The organism is Paractinoplanes atraurantiacus, from assembly GCF_900215205.1.
GTDB lineage: Bacteria > Actinomycetota > Actinomycetes > Mycobacteriales > Micromonosporaceae > Actinoplanes > Actinoplanes atraurantiacus.
Genome location: NZ_OBDY01000003.1, coordinates 469,737 through 485,022, shown reverse-complemented (window position 1 = coordinate 485,022; position 15,286 = coordinate 469,737). Strand labels below are relative to the sequence as shown.

The following is a 15,286-nucleotide window of genomic DNA, read 5'->3' as shown; positions in this document are numbered from 1 at the left end:
TGGAACGGGCGCGTTTCGGCGGCCGAACTCGCGGCGTTCGGCTGTTGCGCGGCGTCATCCGGACGACCCGGATCCGGTGGTTGTGCCCGCCCGGGCCCCGGGTCGCTCAGGAGATGGTGATGTCCACCGTGTCGTTCAGATTGGACGATGACGCGGCGGGCCGCGGAGCCGAAGGCTGCGGCGGCTGTTGATCGTTGCCGGGCGGCACGGAAGCCTGCGCGGGTGAACCGGAGAGATGCCCCGGCGGCTGAACGGGAGATCCGAGATGTTCGGGCCGGCCCTGGTGCTGAGCTTGGGCATGCGACGGGCCAGGTTGTACGGAGGCACGAGCCGGCTGCGACATCGGCGAACCGGGCTGCTCGTGCTGGTGGAACGACTGGCCGGGCTGGTCGACGAGATGGATCGGCGGCTGGTCGAAGTGGTGGGCCGGCGGTTGGTCGGCCGGCGGTGACTGCGGGTAGCCCGCGGGCGGCTGGAACGACAGCGGCTGCGGGTGAGCGGGTGATTGCTGCATCGGGGCCGGCTGCGGATAGCCCGGCGACTGCTGCACCGGAGCGGGCGGCGTCTGCGGCTGGGCGGTGGGCGGCTGGGCGGCGAAGGACTGGGTCGGCTGGGACTCGGCCGGGACCGGTTGCTGCGGCGCAGGGTCGGCGGGCGGGGTCACGGCGTGGACCGGCTGCGACGGGACCTGCTGAATCTGGACCGGCTGGGGCTGCTGCGGCTGGGGCTGCTGCGGCTGGGGCTGAACCGGCTGGGCCTGAGACGGCTGCGGCTGGGCCGGCGGCATCGGCGGCTGGTGCTGGGGCTGGGGCGGCATCTGAGGGCGGGGCGGTGGGGACATCGGAGCGGGGCCGGCCAGGGCGGCCGAGACGATGCGCTTGGCGATCTCGGGGGCGGCGGCCCAGTGCAGGCCCAGCTGGGAGGCGTGCACCTGGCGCCAGACGAAGCCCTCCGGGTTGCCGCCGGACCAGGTCCAGGCCGGGACGGTGCCGGCGCGCGGGGTGACGATCGCGCGGTGCTGCTTGTAGCCGGTGATGCGGGCGCCGGCGGGGGCCAGCGTCGACGTGGTCGGGGCGGTGGCCTCGCGGTAGCCGGCGATGGTCTGGTCGGCGGTGGTGGCCGAGACGTCGAAGACGCCGCACATCGGGCGGCCGTCGAACTCGCGGCCCAGCCACGGCAGGGCCACGCCCTCGGCGACGACCGGCCAGCCGTCGCGGGCGAACTGGGCGACCGCGTTGCCGAGCCTGCGGTTGGCCGACAGCTCCTCGGCGTACCCCTCGGGAAGGCCGGCGCCGACGATCAGCGCGCGCGTACCGGCCGGCAGCGACTCGTCGCGCAGAGGGTCGACCACGGCCACGTCCGCGCCCGCGGCCGTCAGGAGCTCGGCCGTCTCGACGTACGTGAAAGGAGCACCCGGACCACCCGCAAGCGCAACCACCGGTCGCTGGTCGAAGACCTCGCCGCCGACGACGTCGGCGGGCGTCCAGATCGGCCCGGGCAAGGCGGGGGCCGAGGCCGCCAGGGCCATCAGGCGATCGAGATCGAGCGCGCCCGCGACCGCCTCACCGAGACGGCGAACGGCGCGGCTGGCCTCGACCGTGCGGTGGGCGACCGGCACCGGGCCGTGCGCGCGGGCCGGAAGCACGTTCGGCAGGTCGCCGCGGCGCAGCGCGCCGAGCACCGGCATGCCGATGTCGTCGAGGGCGGTCCGCAGCATCTGCTCGTGGCGCGGCGACGCGACCCGGTTGAGGATCACCCCACCCAGGTGGACCATCTCGTCGAACATGCGGAAGCCGTGCACGAGCGCGGCCAGCGAATGCCCCATCGCGGCGACGTCGACGACCAGCACGACCGGGGCGTGCAGGGCGGCCGCGACCGCGGCGGTGCCGTCGATCTCGGGCTGGCCGGTGAGCGAGTCGAACAGGCCCATCGCGCCCTCGATCACCGAGAGCTGCGCGCTGCCGGCGCCGTGCAGGAAGAGCGGGGCGATGCGCTGCGCGCCGACCAGCCGGGGGTCGAGGTTGCGGCCGGGACGGCCGGCCGCGAGTCCGAGGTACGCGGCGTCGGTGTGATCCGGGCCGACCTTGAACCCGGCCGCCGGGATGCCACGCGCCGCGGTCGCCGCGAGCAGGCCGACCGCGATCGCGGTCTTGCCGTGCCCGGACGCGGGCGCGCTCACGACCAGACGGGGCTGGGCGCTCATCTATGACTCTCCCGAACGGAATATCGCCTGTTGTCGACTACCGAAGTGGGACAGTACCTGGCCCCAGCAGGTGTCAACCGGCCGACGGGTAGCCTCGGGACGTGTACCGCTTCCTGCTGAGGCCGCGCTGGCTGGCCGCCCTCGCGTTCGCTCTGGCGGCCGCGTCGGTCATGGTGATGCTCGGCAACTGGCAGCTGCGACGGTACGAGGAGCGCAGCGCGATCAACGACCGCATCGACGCCGCCGACTCCGTGCAGGCCGTCCCGATGACCTCGATCCTGTCCCGGCCGACCGCCGCGAGCGCCTCCGGTCAGGCCCCCGGCAAGGACCTGGCCTGGACAAAGGTCACAGTGAGCGGCCGATATGACACGGCTCACGAGATCCAGGCGCGCGGCCGCACGGTGGACGGCGACGTCGGCTACGAGATCGTCACGCCGCTGGTCCTGGACGACGGCACGGCGGTGCTGGTCGACCGCGGCTGGGTCCCGGCCCCGCCCGGCGGAGCCCTGGCGGCGCCCACGGTGCCGGCCGCGCCGACGGGCACGGTGACCGTCGTGGGCCAGCTCCACCTGTCGGAAAGTCGACCGGCGCCGATCGAGCAGCGCAACGGCCGTCTGGACACCCGACGCATCTCGGTGCCCAAACTCGCACACGAAATGCCCTATCCTGTGTACGGAGCGTACGTGCTCCTGACGGAGCAGACGCCGGCGAATGATGCCGCTTTCACCCGGATCCCGATCGATCACGAGGACGCCTGGCAGAACGGCGGCTACGCGGTCCAGTGGTGGTTGTTCGCGGTGATGGCCCTGTTCGCGTACGGCTACTACGCCCGCAAGGAGGCCCGCGGCGAGTCGAAGCCCAGCTCCCCCGGCGCCGCCCGCGAGCCACTACCCGCCGCCGCGCAGCCGGCGGGCGCCGAGACCCGCTCCCGCGACCGAGTCGAAGATCACGACCGCCGCAAGGCCGCGTCAGGCGACCGGGTGGACGACTACGACCGCCGCAAGGCAGCCTCCGGGGACCGCGTCGAGGAGTACGACCGCCGCCAGGCCGCCTCCGGAGACCGGGTCGAGGAGTACGACCGCCGCCAGGCCGCCTCCGGGGACCGCGTGGAGGAGTACGACCGCAAGAAGGCCGCCGCCCTGGCCGCCACCGGCGACCGCGTCGAGGAAGCCGACCGCAAGCGCGCCGCCGCGGACGACGGCGACCGTTAGCGGTCCGCTACCGCGCCGCCTCGGCCGGTACAGGAAGTCATCGGCGGACGTTGCTGAGAGTGCCCGATCGGGCAGCGAGCGCAGGGGAAAGCCCCACCCGGCCGTCGCACACAGCGGCGGCTGACCGCTTGGGCCGACGCCCACGGAGGCGAGGCGACTCCGGCCGGTGCTTACGGCGGCGGGTGGCCGCCGATGGCCCGGACCGTGTCGATGGTGTCGGCTTCGGTGGCCGACTTGTCGTCGCGGTAGCGCAGGACGCGGGCGAAGCGCAGGGCCACGCCGCCCGGGTAGCGCGGGGAGGTCTGCACACCGTCGAAGGCGATCTCGACGACCTGCACCGGCCGGACCCGGACCACCCAGCCGTTGTCGTCGAGCTTCAGCTCCTGGAAACGCTCGGTCTGCCAGCGCAGCAGCTCGTCGGTCAGCCCCTTGAACGTCTTGCCGAGCATGACGAACTCGCCCGTACGCGGATCGAGCGCGCCCAGATGCAGGTTCGACAGCCAACCCCGGCGCCGCCCGTGCCCCCACTCGACCGCGAGGACGACCAGGTCGAGCGTGTGCCGCGGCTTGACCTTGACCCACGCGTTGCCACGGCGGCCCACGTCGTACGGCGCCTCGGTCGCCTTGATGACCACGCCCTCCTGCCCGGCCGCGATCGCCGCCGCGAAGGCGGCCGCCGCCTCCTCCTCGGTCTCGACCGTCGTCCGCCCCACGATCAGCTCCGGGGGCAGCGCGCCGGCCAGCGCCGCCCAGCGCACCCGCCCCGGCTCGTCCAGCAGATCTACGCCGTCGAGATGCAGCAGGTCGAAGAAGTAGGGGGTCAGGGCAATCGGCGCCGCAGCGGAGCTCGCCCGCCCCGAAGCCGCACGCGAGGAGGCCGGCGCAGGCGCCAGGGCCGAGGCCGGCACGGAGGACGGGGCCGGCACGGAAGACGAGGCCGAGGCCGGCGCGGAAGACGGGCGGGCGGAGGCGCGGGCGCCTCGGGTGGCGGCTCGGCTCGACGTCTCCTGGAAGGGGCGGGGGCGGCCTGTCTCGTCGAGGGCCATGGCCTCGCCGTCGAGGACGGCCTCGCGCAGGGGGAGCTTGCGGACGGCCTCGACCACCTCGGGCATGCGGGCGGTGATGTCGTCGAGGCTTCGGGTGAAGACGGCCACGTCGTCGCCGGAGCGGTGGACCTGGATGCGGATGCCGTCGAGCTTCACGTCGACAGTGGCCGGGGTGCCGGTGGCCAGCAGGGCGGCGCCGACGTCGGGGGCGGCCTGGGCCAGCATCGGGGTCAGCGGGGTGCCGACGCGCAGGTGGATCTCGGCCAGGGCCGGCGCGCCGCCGGTCAGCGCGGCGACGGCCACCTGTTTGAGGTCGCCGGAGAGCAGCAGCGCCCGGCGGACCGCGGTGAGCGGCACCCCGGAGGCCTTGGCGATCGCGTCGGCCAGCAGGCCGGCCTGGGCGCCCTGGCGCAGCTCGCCGCTGAAGAGCCCGACGAGCAGGCGCTGCTCGTCGGCGGTGGCGGCGGTGAAGAGGGCACCGAGCAGCTCGCGCCGCCGGGCCTGTGAGCCGGCGCCGGCGACCACCGAGATCTCGGCGATCGCGGCGTCGACGCCGCCGACGGTGAGGCTCGGCTCGGTCGCCGGCGGCGGCTGGTCGCGCAGGCTCGCATAGCCCACACCGGTCTGCCGCTGGCGCAGCTCACCGGCGAGGAACGCGGACCCGGCCGCGATCTCATCGGTCTCCAGCCGCCGCAGCGCGTCGGCCAGGAGCTCGATCTTGGCCTTGCGCCCTGAGGTCGCCGCGACGGCCGCTGAGGTCGCCGCGAGGTCGAGGAATCGCACCACCACATACTCGCAGGACCCCCCGACATTTTTCGGGTGCTGCTCAGGCGGCGCGGGGCTCGGAGATGCGGAAGCCGCGGGCCCGGACCTGGTCGGCCACGCGGGTCACCTGGGCGTCAAGGGCGACCAGGGTGGCCGAGAGGTCTTCCAGGTGGTCGGTGAGGGCGGAATCGTCCCAGTCGGCGACGTCGACCGAGGTCATCGCGTGGACGGCGGCGCGGAGGCGGGCGATGGACTCGAGGCGCTCGCGGGAGCGGAGCCGGTCGATGGCGTGGCGCGGCCCGACCGGCAACGACCGCACCACCGGCACGAGTGAGGCTGAATCGTTCGAACGCATGTTCGATATCCTAACAGGACGCTACGCGCTTGCGCACCAGTTCACTCGTTGTGACGAAGCACCGGTAGCAAGGGTGAGAACGTGTCGGCGGCGTCGCCGGGAGAGGCCTCGGCGGCCACGAATCCGTCGGGGCGTACGAGGTAGAGCCGCCCCGGAAGCAGGCCCGTGCCGGGCGCCGCGGCGAAGACGTGCACGGGCACGCCGAGGTCGGGAACGCCCGAGGTCACGTCCCCGTACGCGTGGATCTGCCACGTCAGGTCGCGCAGCACGTCGAAGTTGCCGCCCGTCCAGGGCAGCCGCCGGCCGACCACCGGATCGCGCCGGCCGCCCGACGCCGCCTGGGCCCGGGCCGTCATCCAGTAGTGGATGCGGATCTGGGACACGTATTGGAACAGGCGCGAGCCGCCCTTGGCGCGCGGCAGAAACCGCACGCCCAATGGCGCCAGCAGCGGCACCACCAGCGCCCGCAGGGCGCGGAAGAACGGACGCTGGGAGGTCACCGCCCCGAAGAGCCGGTCGGTGGTGGCGACCAGCGTCTGTGCCACCGGGCGGCGCTCGGCCTCGTAGCGGTCGAGCCACGCGTCCTTGCGGCGGCCGTGCACCACGTCGGCCAGTTTGAAGGCGAGGTTGTGCGCGTCCTGCAGGCCCGTGTTCATGCCCTGCCCGCCGACCGGCGAGTGGACGTGGGCCGCGTCGCCGGCCAGGAAGAACGGCCCGTCGCGGAAGGCCGCCGCGACCCGGTGATGCACCTTGTACGTCGCGAACCAGCGCGCCTCGCCATATGTCACCGCGAATCGGCGCAGAAGCGGGCGCGCGTCCTCCTCGGAGAACTTGTCGTCGTCGCCGACCAGCCCGATCAGGCGCCAGTTGCCGCGGCCGCGCATCGGGAAGCCGATCAGGAAGTCGGAGCTGCCGGGGCGCACGTTGATGGCGTTCTCCACCATGCCGCCGGTCGCCGCCGCGTCGAGGACGAAGAACCTGTGCGGGTTGGTCACGCCCTCGAACGGAATGCGGCGCGCCTTGCGTACGACCGAATTGGCCCCGTCGCAGCCCACGCAGAACCGGGCCCGGACCGTGTCGTTGCCGACCTTGGCCACCACGCCCTCGTCGGTCTGCGTCACCGCCGTCACCGCGGTCTCCCAATGGACCCGGCCGCCGATCTTCTGGAGATTCTCGTAGAGGATCTCCTCGTTACGGCTCTGCTCCAAGACCTCTATTGAGGGGTACGGGGTGAGATCGCCACCGAGAGGGCCGATCGGGATCCGCCCGAACGCGCGGTCGTTGAAACCGGGCGCCAGCGCGTCGGCCCGGTGGGCGGCATGGAGCACGAGGTCGCCGAGGCCGAGCTGGTCGTAGATCTCGAGACTGCGCGCCTGCACGACGAGGGCCCGTGACTCGCGGGTGGGCCCCTCCTTGCCGTCGGCGACGATCACGTCGACCCCGAGTTTGACCAGCCAGTTGGCGAGCATCAGCCCGGTCGGACCGGCGCCCGCCACCAGCACGTCACACGTCAGCTCGGCCATCGGCCGCTCCTCTACTTCGACAAGGTGTCCGCCACGTTCTTCAGCAGCAGGGCCTCGGCGACGCAGACCCGCTCGAACTCGCCGAGGTGCAGGCTCTCGTCGGGGCCGTGCGCACCCGCATACGGGTCTTCGACCCCGGTGACCAGGACCGCGGCCTGCGGGAACAGCTCCTGGAAGGTGGCGATGAACGGGATCGAGCCGCCCACGCCGATGTCGACCGGCGAGGTGCCGTCCCAGGCCGAGGTGAAGGCGGCGCGGGCCGCGTCGTAGGCCGGGCCGGTCGCGTCGATCACGCAGGGCGAGCCGAGGCTCTCCAGGGTGACCTCGACCTGCGCGCCCCACGGCACGTTTTTCTCCAGGTGGGCCTTGACCGCCTCGTACGCCGACTCGGGGTCGTCGCCCGGGGCCAGCCGTACGCCGATCTTGGCCTTGGCCGTGGGCTGCAGGGCGTTGGCCGCCTCGAGCGTGCGGGGCGCGTCGATGCCGAGCACGGAGATGGCCGGCTTGGTCCACAGGCGGTCGGTGATGGTGCCCTTGCCGATGAGCTGGAGCCCGTCAAGAGCGCCGGCCTCGTGGCGGAAGCGGTCCTCCGGGTAGTCGACCGGCGCGCCCTCTCGGCCGACCAGGCCGTCGACGGCCACCTCGCCGTGCTCGTCGTGCAGGCTCGTGATCAGGCGGGACAGCGTGATCAGCGCGTCCGGCACGGGACCGCCGTACATGCCGCTGTGCACGGCGCTGCGCAGCACCTTGACCTCGGCGAACAGGTTGACCAGGCCGCGCAGGGAGGTGGTCAGGGCGGGCTCGCCGATGTCCCAGTTGCCGGAGTCGGCGATCACGATGACGTCGGAGCGCAGCTCCTCGAGGTGGGCCTGGATGATCGCGTCGAGCGAATCCGACCCGTACTCCTCCTCGCCCTCGACGAACACCACGACGCCGACCGGGAGCTGGTCGCCGAAGGCGCGCAGCGCGGCGATGTGTGCCATCACGCCGGCCTTGTCGTCGGCGGCGCCGCGGCCGTAGAGGCGGCCGTCGCGCTCCTGCGGCTCGAACGGGTCACTCGTCCACTTGTCGAGGTCGCCGACCGGCTGCACGTCGTGGTGCGCGTAGAGCAGCACGGTCGGCGCGCCCGCCGGCGCCACCTTGCGGCCGATCACGGCGGGCTGGCCGCCGTGCCGCACGATCTGCGTCTCGAGGCCCACGCCGCGCAGCAGCTCGGCGACGGCCTCGGCCGACCGCTCCACGTGGGAGTGGTCGAAGCCCTCGAAGGCGATGCCGGGAATGCGGATCAGCCGCTCCAGGTCGGCACGGACCCCGGGCAGCTCCCGCGCGACCGCGGCGCGCAGATCGGTTTCACTCAAACTCATGACCCCGATCCTAAGGGTCTGTCCTGCCGGTCACGTGGGAGCGAGACGCGGTTCAGGTGGTGGCTGGCGTCGGCCGCAGGGCGGCCGCATACCGGGTTTGTATGTGGTCGTTCTGCGGCCGCCGTCAGGCGCCACCTGAACCACGTCGCAGCCCCGCGTGACCGGCAGGACAGACCCTTCTGGGTGTGACGGAAAGTCAGGCCTCGCCGTCGCCGTTGCCCCGGCCACGCCGGGACGCGTCGCTGGCCCAGTTGCGGGCGCCCCGGACGGCCGAGCCGGCCAGGTCGCCGGCGCCGTCGCCGAGCTTGCGGAGCAGGCCGACCAGCGGGTCCTGCGAGTTGTTGAAGGTGTCGCGGTACGACTGCGCGGCGGCCTTGACGTCGTCGGAGACCGAGGCGTCGCCGTCGGAGTCGCGGCGCGGGTAGTCGCCGCCCAGAATCTGCGCGTACGCCCCCGAGTCGATCCATTTGCGCAGCTCGGCGGCCCGGGCGACGGGCACCGGGTGGGTGCTCCACGTGGTCATGCCGATCTTGTGGATGCTGTCGCGCAGGTCGCCGCCACTCTCGTACTCGGCGGCCTGCTCGAGGAAGGCGGCCGTGTCGATCTGGGAGAGGTCGCCGCCGCCGGCCAGTTTCATCAGCAGGCGCAGCGAGGCGGCCGGGTCCTGGCCGGCGAGCAGGCCGGCCCGGTCGGCCGACAGCTCGGCCTTGCGCCACCACTCGAACATCGCGGCGATGATGGCCCGCAGCGCGATCGCGCCGACCGGCAGCCAGCTCAGGCTGGCCGCCCAGCGGGTCAGGATCATCATGATCGTCTTGTAGACGGCGTGGCCGCTGCGCACGTGGCCGATCTCGTGGCCGAGCATGGCCCGCAGCTCGTCGTCGTCGAGCCGCTCCACGGCGGCCGTGGTGATCACGATGAACGGCTTGTCGAGGCCGATGGCCGAGCCGTTGATGATCGGGTCCTGCGAGACGTACAGCTCGGGCAGCTCGACCACGTCGAGGGTCTGCGCGGCCTCGGTGAATCGCTGGTAGACACGCGGGTACTGCCGGTGGTCGACCCGGATGGCGCCGGCCAGGAACTGCAGGCGGAAACCGCGCTCGTTCCACATGCCGAAGAACGCCTTGACCACGTCGTCGAAGCCGCGCAGCTCGCGCAGGGCGGTCAGCGCGCCCCGGTCGGCCGGATGTTCCCAGGCCCGCGAGCTGATGCCGGTCAGCGTGACCCGCCGGCGTACCGGGCGGTTCTCCTCGTCGGTCGTCATCGATCCCACACCCCGTCCTGAGCTCCGGGCCTGAACACGCCAGGCTCAAGGTACTTCCGGAGCGCAACCTTTAGCCAGGTGCTCCGGGCGGAATGAAAGGAAGTCCACCGGGCGGCCCCTGCTCGATCAGCCGCCACAGGGCATCGGTGTCCAGGTGTTGTTCGACCAGGTCGCCGAGGACGTCGAGGGAGCGCTCACGCAGGCCGGCGAAACGGGTGCCGGGCGCGACGGTGAAGCCACGCCGGCCGGCCAGGCGCGCGGCCTCGGTGAGGAAGCGGCGGCGGAACTCGTCGGACTCGAACGCGCCGTGCCAGTGCGTGCCGAAGACGTTGCCGGCCGCGGCGCCTTCGGTGCGCTCATCGGCGTACACAAGCAAGGGTTTGATCGGCTCTTGACTCGAGACGAAGCCGTGGTGGATCTCGTAACCGGCGACGGGCGCGCCGAACCCCTGGCCACGGGACTGGGCGAGGATCTTGCGGGGGCCGAAGGTGATTTCCAGAGGCAGAAGACCGAGGCCTCGTACGCTGCCACGGCCGCTCTCGACCTCGTCGTGGATCGTGCGGGAGAGCATCTGGAAACCGCCGCAAATACCGAGCAAAGGCTTTCCGGCGTACGCGTGAGCGAGCACCGCCTCGGCCAGACCCGTCTCGCGCAGCCAGGCCAGATCACTCACGGTGGCCTTCGAGCCGGGCAGCACCACCAGGTCGGCGTCGGCGATCTCGGCCGGCTCGACGGTCATCCGCACGCGGACGCCGGGCTCGGCCGCCAGCGCCTCGGCATCGGTGGCGTTGGAGACGCGCGGCAGGCGCACGACCGCGACCCGGAGCCACTCCGAACCGTGCGGCGCGGCCGGCCGCCCGAGCACCTGCCCGTAGGCGAGGGAGTCCTCGCCGTCGAGCCACACGTCGAGGTGGAACGGCAGCACGCCGAGCACGGGCCGCCCGGTGGCCGAAGTGATCATGTCGAGGCCCGGCGCGAGAATGCCCTGGTCGCCCCGGAACTTGTTGATCACGAAGCCGGCCACGAGCTCCTGGTCGGCCGGGTCGAGCAGCGCGACCGTGCCGAAGAGAGCGGCGAAGACCCCGCCGCGGTCGATGTCGCCGACGACGATCGCGGGCAGACCGGCCCGCCGGGCCAGGCCCATGTTGACGAAGTCGCCGTCCCGCAGGTTGATCTCGGACGGGCTGCCGGCGCCCTCGCAGATGACGGCGTCATATTCGGCGCGCAGCTCGGCCAGGGCGGCGTGCGCGGTCTCGGCCAGGCGCGGCTTCATGGCCCGGTAGTTGCCGGCGGTGACCGTGTCGATCGCCTCGCCGAGCAGAACGACCTGGCTCGAGACGTCGCTGCCGGGCTTGAGCAGGACGGGGTTGAAGCGCAGGTCGGGCTCGATGCCGCAGGCGGCGGCCTGCATGGCCTGGGCCCGGCCGATCTCGCCGCCGCGGCCGTCGGGGCCGACGACCACGACCGAGTTGTTCGACATGTTCTGTGCCTTGAACGGGGCGACCTTGACCCCGCGGCGGTGCAGCCAGCGGCAGATGCCGGCGGTGAGGATGCTCTTGCCGGCGTCCGAGGTGGTGCCGGCGACCAACAGGCCACTCATCGCCGGCCCCTGATCAGGGCGGCTCCGGCGGCGATGACGGCCGCGCCGAAACCCACCAGACCGGACACTCGGGCGGCACGGCGCAGGTGCACGGCCTTCGGCTTCGGGCCGTCACCGAGGAAAGGCCTGGTCTCGCTTCGACCGAAATAGACATTTCGACCCCCCAGCCGTACGCCGAGGGCGCCGGCCATCGCGGACTCGCACTGACCGGCGTTGGGCGACGGGTGATCGTTCCGGTCGCGGCGCCACACCCGGAGGGTTTCCCGGGGCGAGCCGCCGGCGATGGGCGCCGAGGCGATCGTGAGCAGGCCGGTCAGGCGCGACGGGACCAGGTTGAGGGCGTCGTCGAGCCGGGCCGAGGGGGTGCCGAAGCGGGCGTACCGGTCGGAGCGGTGACCGACCATGGCGTCGAGGGTGTTGGCGGCGCGGTAGGCGAGCAGGCCGGGAAGGCCGAGGACGCCACCCCAGAACAGCGGGGCGACGACGGCGTCGGACGTGTTCTCGGCGACGGACTCGACGGTGGCGCGGGCCAGCTCGGGGGCGTCGAGCTGCGAGGGATCGCGGCCGCAGAGGTGGTTGAGCCGGCCGCGGGCGGCGTCGAGGTCGTCGCGGTCCAGGTGCTTCGCCATGATCCGTGACTCGCGCCGCAGGGTGCGGCCGCCGAGCACGGTCCAGGTGGCGGCGGCGACGAGGACTGCTCGCGCGATCGGCAGGCGGCGGGTGGCGACAGAGGCGGCAAGCCCGGCGGCGGCGGGCACGCCGACGGCGATCGCGGTGAAGGCGGCGCCGGAACGACGGGTGGGTGCGTAGAGACGGCGCTCCAGGGCCCCGGCCGCCGTCCCGAAGCCGGCCACCGGATGGAAGCGGCGCGGATCACCGAGAGCCGCGTCGAGCAGGTAGCCCGCGATCAGCCCGGCGGCGTCCGCCGTGCCGGGTCCCAGCCTCGCCATCCCTGTCCTCCTGTGTCGCTAGAGCAGGGCAACGTTAGCCGGACCCCGGCACAGCGTTTCGTCTCAGGCCTGGGCCGGGCTGGGTGCCGGCTGGCTCAGGTCGCAGACCCAGACGGCGATCTCGTCCTCCTCCAGCACCGGGCCGTCCGGGAACGGGACCGGCTCCATCTGGCCCCACGCGATCGCGCCCGGTGCGCGGTCCTCGAGGAACTCGACGACGATGGCCTGCAGGTCACCCGTCGTCCGGTAGGTCGTCTCGAACGGCAACTGGTCGTGACCGCAGGAGCGTGTCGAGCAGCGCAGCTGCCCCGCCTGCGGGTCGTGCCACACGTAGAACGTCGCCGGCCCGTAGTGCCGCAGGGCCGCGACCTGGTCGCGCAGCAGCTCGGCGGTCTCCTCGAAAGCGGAGACCACCTCGTCCGCCGTCATGCTTATCCGTTCGTGCATCGGTGCGCCGAACCAGCTGGTGTTGGCAGTCTCGGCGTCCTGGTCGTGCGGGGCGAGCACCAACGTCTCGCCCGCTATCGCGCGGATCTCCTTCAACAGCACGGCCCCAGTCTGCCGGTCGGGGGCACGCCAGGACCAACCGGGCAGGTCGGCCGGGCGGCCCGTTAACGCGGCACGATCGGCCCACCCCTTTCGGGGGGACGCCTCCCCCGTACGGCCCTACTTCAAGGTGGAGCCGCTGATCGACGGCTCGCCCCGGCCGAGGTAGAAGATGCCGGGCAGGCCGGCGGTCGCGAAACCCGCGCTCGGATTGCCGGTCAATGTGGAGTTCCGGATCTTCAACGTGCCGGTCCGGTCGTTGCTGACGAAGAAGACGGCGCCACCCCCTTCCTTGGCCTCGTTGCCCTTGATGATCGTGCCGTCCAGGCTGAGCGTGAAGTTGTTGCCGTCCAGATAGATCGCACCGCCGCTGCCACCACCGGGGGTGCCGCCGCGGGCCGGGTTGGCCCCGCGCCCGACGGCCGAGTTGCCGGTGAAAACGCTGTTGAGAACCGTCCAGGAGACCTGGATGCTGCTCAGGGCGGCTCCATTCGAGCACACGCCGCCGGTGAAGGTGCTGTTGACGACGTACACCGGAAGGTCGCCGCTCTGATCGAGCGCGCGAATGGCCCCGCCACCCAGATCAGGCCCGGTGCTGTCGCAGCGGTTCCCGGTGAAGCGCGAGTTGACCACCTTGAGCCGGCCGCCCCGCGCGAAGATGGCCCCGCCACCGCCACCCTCGACGGTCTCGCCGGTGCTGTTGCCCTTGGCGAAGGCCAGATTTTGCACGGTCAGCCGCGGTGTCTCCTGGTCGTTGCAGTGTGAGGTGGTCCAGGTGAGCTCCTCGTCGCAGGTGTTCAGGTAGAGGATGCGGCGCTTGCCGGCGCCGCTCAGCGTGACCCGCCCTCCCCCGTCGAGCACCACGGTGGAGCTGGTGTTGTGCACCTTGGCGGTAGCGGTCATGGTGATGACGACAGGCGCGGGCCCGCAGTCGAAGGTGATGACGCCGCCCTTCGCGACCGCCTTGACCACGGCGGCCGAGGTGCAACTGGCCGCGCTGCCGTCCCCGATCGTGCGGTCGGGCTTGCTGGTGTCGACCGCGCGCGCCGCGGCGGGCACGCTCGCGCCACCGGACGGGTTGCCCGGCTTGGGCAGAGCCTTCACCGCCTTCCCGCTCGACGACGACTTCGGCACAGGCGCCGACGTCGCCCCGGCGGCCGCGGCCCCAGCCGAAGCCGCGGTCGAAGCCGAGCCCGAGACCGAGGCCGAGGTCGATGCCGGCGCCGAGGCCACGCCCGCCGCCGCCTCCGACGGAGCCGGCGCGGCCGAGATCGGAGCCGGAGCGGCCGCCGCGGTCTTCTCCGCGTGGTCGCCGCAGCCGCTCAGCATCGCCGCACCCATCAGGGCCGCCGTAAGAATCACCAGTCGCCGCTTCAGCACCGGCCGACTGTAGATGTGGTCGCCGTAGTCAGCTACCCCTTCCTGGTGCCACGTTGAGCAGCCACCGGGGATGCGGCCGCGGGGCGCGGTGCAGGTGGTGCCCGGCCGGCGCCATTGCCGGCCGGGCTGTGGGGTCAGGCCGCGATGGGCTCTCGCTTGGCGGAGCGCCTGCCGCGTCGGGTGGGGGTGGTGGGCTGGGCCGCCGTCAAGCGCTCGACCTCGAGCGAGAAGTCGTCGGCCGGTGAGGCCGCCTCCTCCGGAGCCGCCTCCTCCTCAGGCTCCGGGTCCGGGACCGCGGCCACTGGCGAAGGCTCCTGCGGGGCCTCCGCGAGCGAAGAAGGCTCCGGATCGGGAACCAGGGCGACCGGCGAAGGCGCCTCGGCGACCGGGGAGAGCTCGGACGGGAGCTCGGGGAAGGCCGGCGGCTCGGCGAACGAGGGCGGGTCGGCGGCGGGCATGCCCTCGCCGTAGCCGATCGGGGACTCCTGGACCGTCAGCGGGATCGACGGCAGGCCGGCGACGAGCATGTCGGCCTCGGCGTCCTCGATGGCGGCGCTGCCGGGCAGTGACTTCTGGCGGAAGAACCGGCTGCGGCCGCGCGCCAGGTCGTGGCCGATCGAATAGGCCTCCATCTCGTACGAGACGCGGGGGTTGCCCTGCTCGTCCTTCCAGTCGCGGGTGAACAGGCGCCCATAGACGATGACGGGGTCGCCGACGGTGATCGACGAGGCGACGCCCTCGGCCAGCCGGCGCCACGCCGACACCCGGATCCGCAGGCTGTTGCCGTCGACCCACGTGTTGTTCTCGCGGTCGAAACGGCGGGCGTTCGAGGCGATCCGGAAGTTGGCGACCAGGTTGCCGCTGGTGGTGACGCGGCGCCATTCCGGGGCGACGAGCACGTTGCCCACGACGACGAGGTGAGTGTCGAACACGATGTGACCTCCTGTGTGTGACGTTGACCGCCGCAGTGTGGTCGTCACGGCGTACGGGAAAGGGATCTTGATCTGGGGTCTGTGGATGACGAAGCGGCCTGTGGAGAACCGGCGGGTGGCCGAGGCGATCTGATATGGCGGGCGGTG

11 protein-coding genes and 1 pseudogene are annotated in these 15,286 nt (G+C 72.5%); 1 reads left to right on the top strand and 11 read right to left on the bottom strand.

What is annotated here, in order from left to right:
• Positions 1-106: 106 nt before the first annotated feature.
• On the bottom strand, positions 107-2,203 hold the full coding sequence (locus tag CRP55_RS11540) for a cobyrinic acid a,c-diamide synthase CobB (RefSeq protein ID WP_245922929.1): 2,097 nt from the start codon (positions 2,201-2,203) through the stop codon (positions 107-109).
• A 101-nt stretch (positions 2,204-2,304) separates the two neighbouring features.
• Here CRP55_RS11540 and CRP55_RS11535 point away from each other — a divergent pair.
• A pseudogene (locus tag CRP55_RS11535) lies at positions 2,305-3,120 on the top strand (SURF1 family cytochrome oxidase biogenesis protein); the annotation flags it as partial.
• A 464-nt stretch (positions 3,121-3,584) separates the two neighbouring features.
• Here the strand turns inward: CRP55_RS11535 and CRP55_RS11530 are convergent.
• From CRP55_RS11530 to ssb, 10 genes are all read right to left on the bottom strand, one after another.
• A complete protein-coding gene (locus tag CRP55_RS11530; protein WP_097319805.1) occupies positions 3,585-5,243 on the bottom strand; it encodes an ATP-dependent DNA ligase in 1,659 nt (552 codons plus the stop codon).
• A 43-nt stretch (positions 5,244-5,286) separates the two neighbouring features.
• Positions 5,287-5,580 carry a hypothetical protein gene (locus CRP55_RS11525; RefSeq protein WP_143234560.1) on the bottom strand — a complete coding sequence of 98 codons (294 nt, stop codon included), beginning with the start codon at positions 5,578-5,580 and terminating at the stop codon, positions 5,287-5,289.
• A gap of 41 nt (positions 5,581-5,621) precedes the next feature.
• Positions 5,622-7,103, bottom strand: coding sequence for an FAD-dependent monooxygenase (locus CRP55_RS11520; RefSeq protein WP_097319803.1), 1,482 nt, complete (start codon positions 7,101-7,103; stop codon positions 5,622-5,624).
• An 11-nt stretch (positions 7,104-7,114) separates the two neighbouring features.
• Positions 7,115-8,461 carry a dipeptidase gene (locus tag CRP55_RS11515; protein WP_097319916.1) on the bottom strand — a complete coding sequence of 449 codons (1,347 nt, stop codon included), beginning with the start codon at positions 8,459-8,461 and terminating at the stop codon, positions 7,115-7,117.
• A 202-nt stretch (positions 8,462-8,663) separates the two neighbouring features.
• Positions 8,664-9,731: a M48 family metallopeptidase gene (locus CRP55_RS11510; RefSeq protein WP_097319915.1), complete on the bottom strand. Its 1,068-nt coding sequence runs from the start codon at positions 9,729-9,731 to the stop codon at positions 8,664-8,666.
• A 70-nt stretch (positions 9,732-9,801) separates the two neighbouring features.
• The gene (locus CRP55_RS11505; RefSeq protein WP_097319802.1) at positions 9,802-11,331 is read right to left on the bottom strand and encodes a cobyric acid synthase; all 1,530 of its coding nucleotides are present in this window, start codon (positions 11,329-11,331) and stop codon (positions 9,802-9,804) included.
• Positions 11,328-12,281 (bottom strand): cobalamin biosynthesis protein, encoded by a 954-nt coding sequence (locus CRP55_RS11500; RefSeq protein ID WP_097319801.1) that lies wholly within the window; start codon positions 12,279-12,281, stop codon positions 11,328-11,330. Before CRP55_RS11500 ends, CRP55_RS11505 begins: the two co-directional genes overlap by 4 nt.
• A gap of 63 nt (positions 12,282-12,344) precedes the next feature.
• Positions 12,345-12,830, bottom strand: coding sequence for a hypothetical protein (locus CRP55_RS11495; RefSeq protein WP_097319800.1), 486 nt, complete (start codon positions 12,828-12,830; stop codon positions 12,345-12,347).
• Positions 12,831-12,947: 117 nt separating this feature from the next.
• A complete protein-coding gene (locus tag CRP55_RS11490; RefSeq protein WP_438865780.1) occupies positions 12,948-14,156 on the bottom strand; it encodes a hypothetical protein in 1,209 nt (402 codons plus the stop codon).
• Between the two features lie 185 nt (positions 14,157-14,341).
• Complete coding sequence (gene ssb / locus CRP55_RS11485) at positions 14,342-15,139, bottom strand: single-stranded DNA-binding protein (protein WP_438865779.1); 798 nt, start codon at positions 15,137-15,139, stop codon at positions 14,342-14,344.
• Positions 15,140-15,286 lie beyond the last annotated feature (147 nt).

Excerpts from the sequence above, each read along its gene's own strand:
- CRP55_RS11540 (WP_245922929.1), bottom strand. The coding sequence starts at position 2,203 with ATGAGCGCCCAGCCCCGTCTGGTCGTGAGCGCGCCCGCGTCCGGGCAC.
- CRP55_RS11525 (WP_143234560.1), bottom strand. The coding sequence starts at position 5,580 with ATGCGTTCGAACGATTCAGCCTCACTCGTGCCGGTGGTGCGGTCGTTG.
- CRP55_RS11520 (WP_097319803.1), bottom strand. The coding sequence starts at position 7,103 with ATGGCCGAGCTGACGTGTGACGTGCTGGTGGCGGGCGCCGGTCCGACC.
- CRP55_RS11510 (WP_097319915.1), bottom strand. The coding sequence starts at position 9,731 with ATGACGACCGACGAGGAGAACCGCCCGGTACGCCGGCGGGTCACGCTG.
- CRP55_RS11505 (WP_097319802.1), bottom strand. The coding sequence starts at position 11,331 with ATGAGTGGCCTGTTGGTCGCCGGCACCACCTCGGACGCCGGCAAGAGC.
- CRP55_RS11500 (WP_097319801.1), bottom strand. The coding sequence starts at position 12,281 with ATGGCGAGGCTGGGACCCGGCACGGCGGACGCCGCCGGGCTGATCGCG.
- CRP55_RS11490 (WP_438865780.1), bottom strand. The coding sequence starts at position 14,156 with ATGCTGAGCGGCTGCGGCGACCACGCGGAGAAGACCGCGGCGGCCGCT.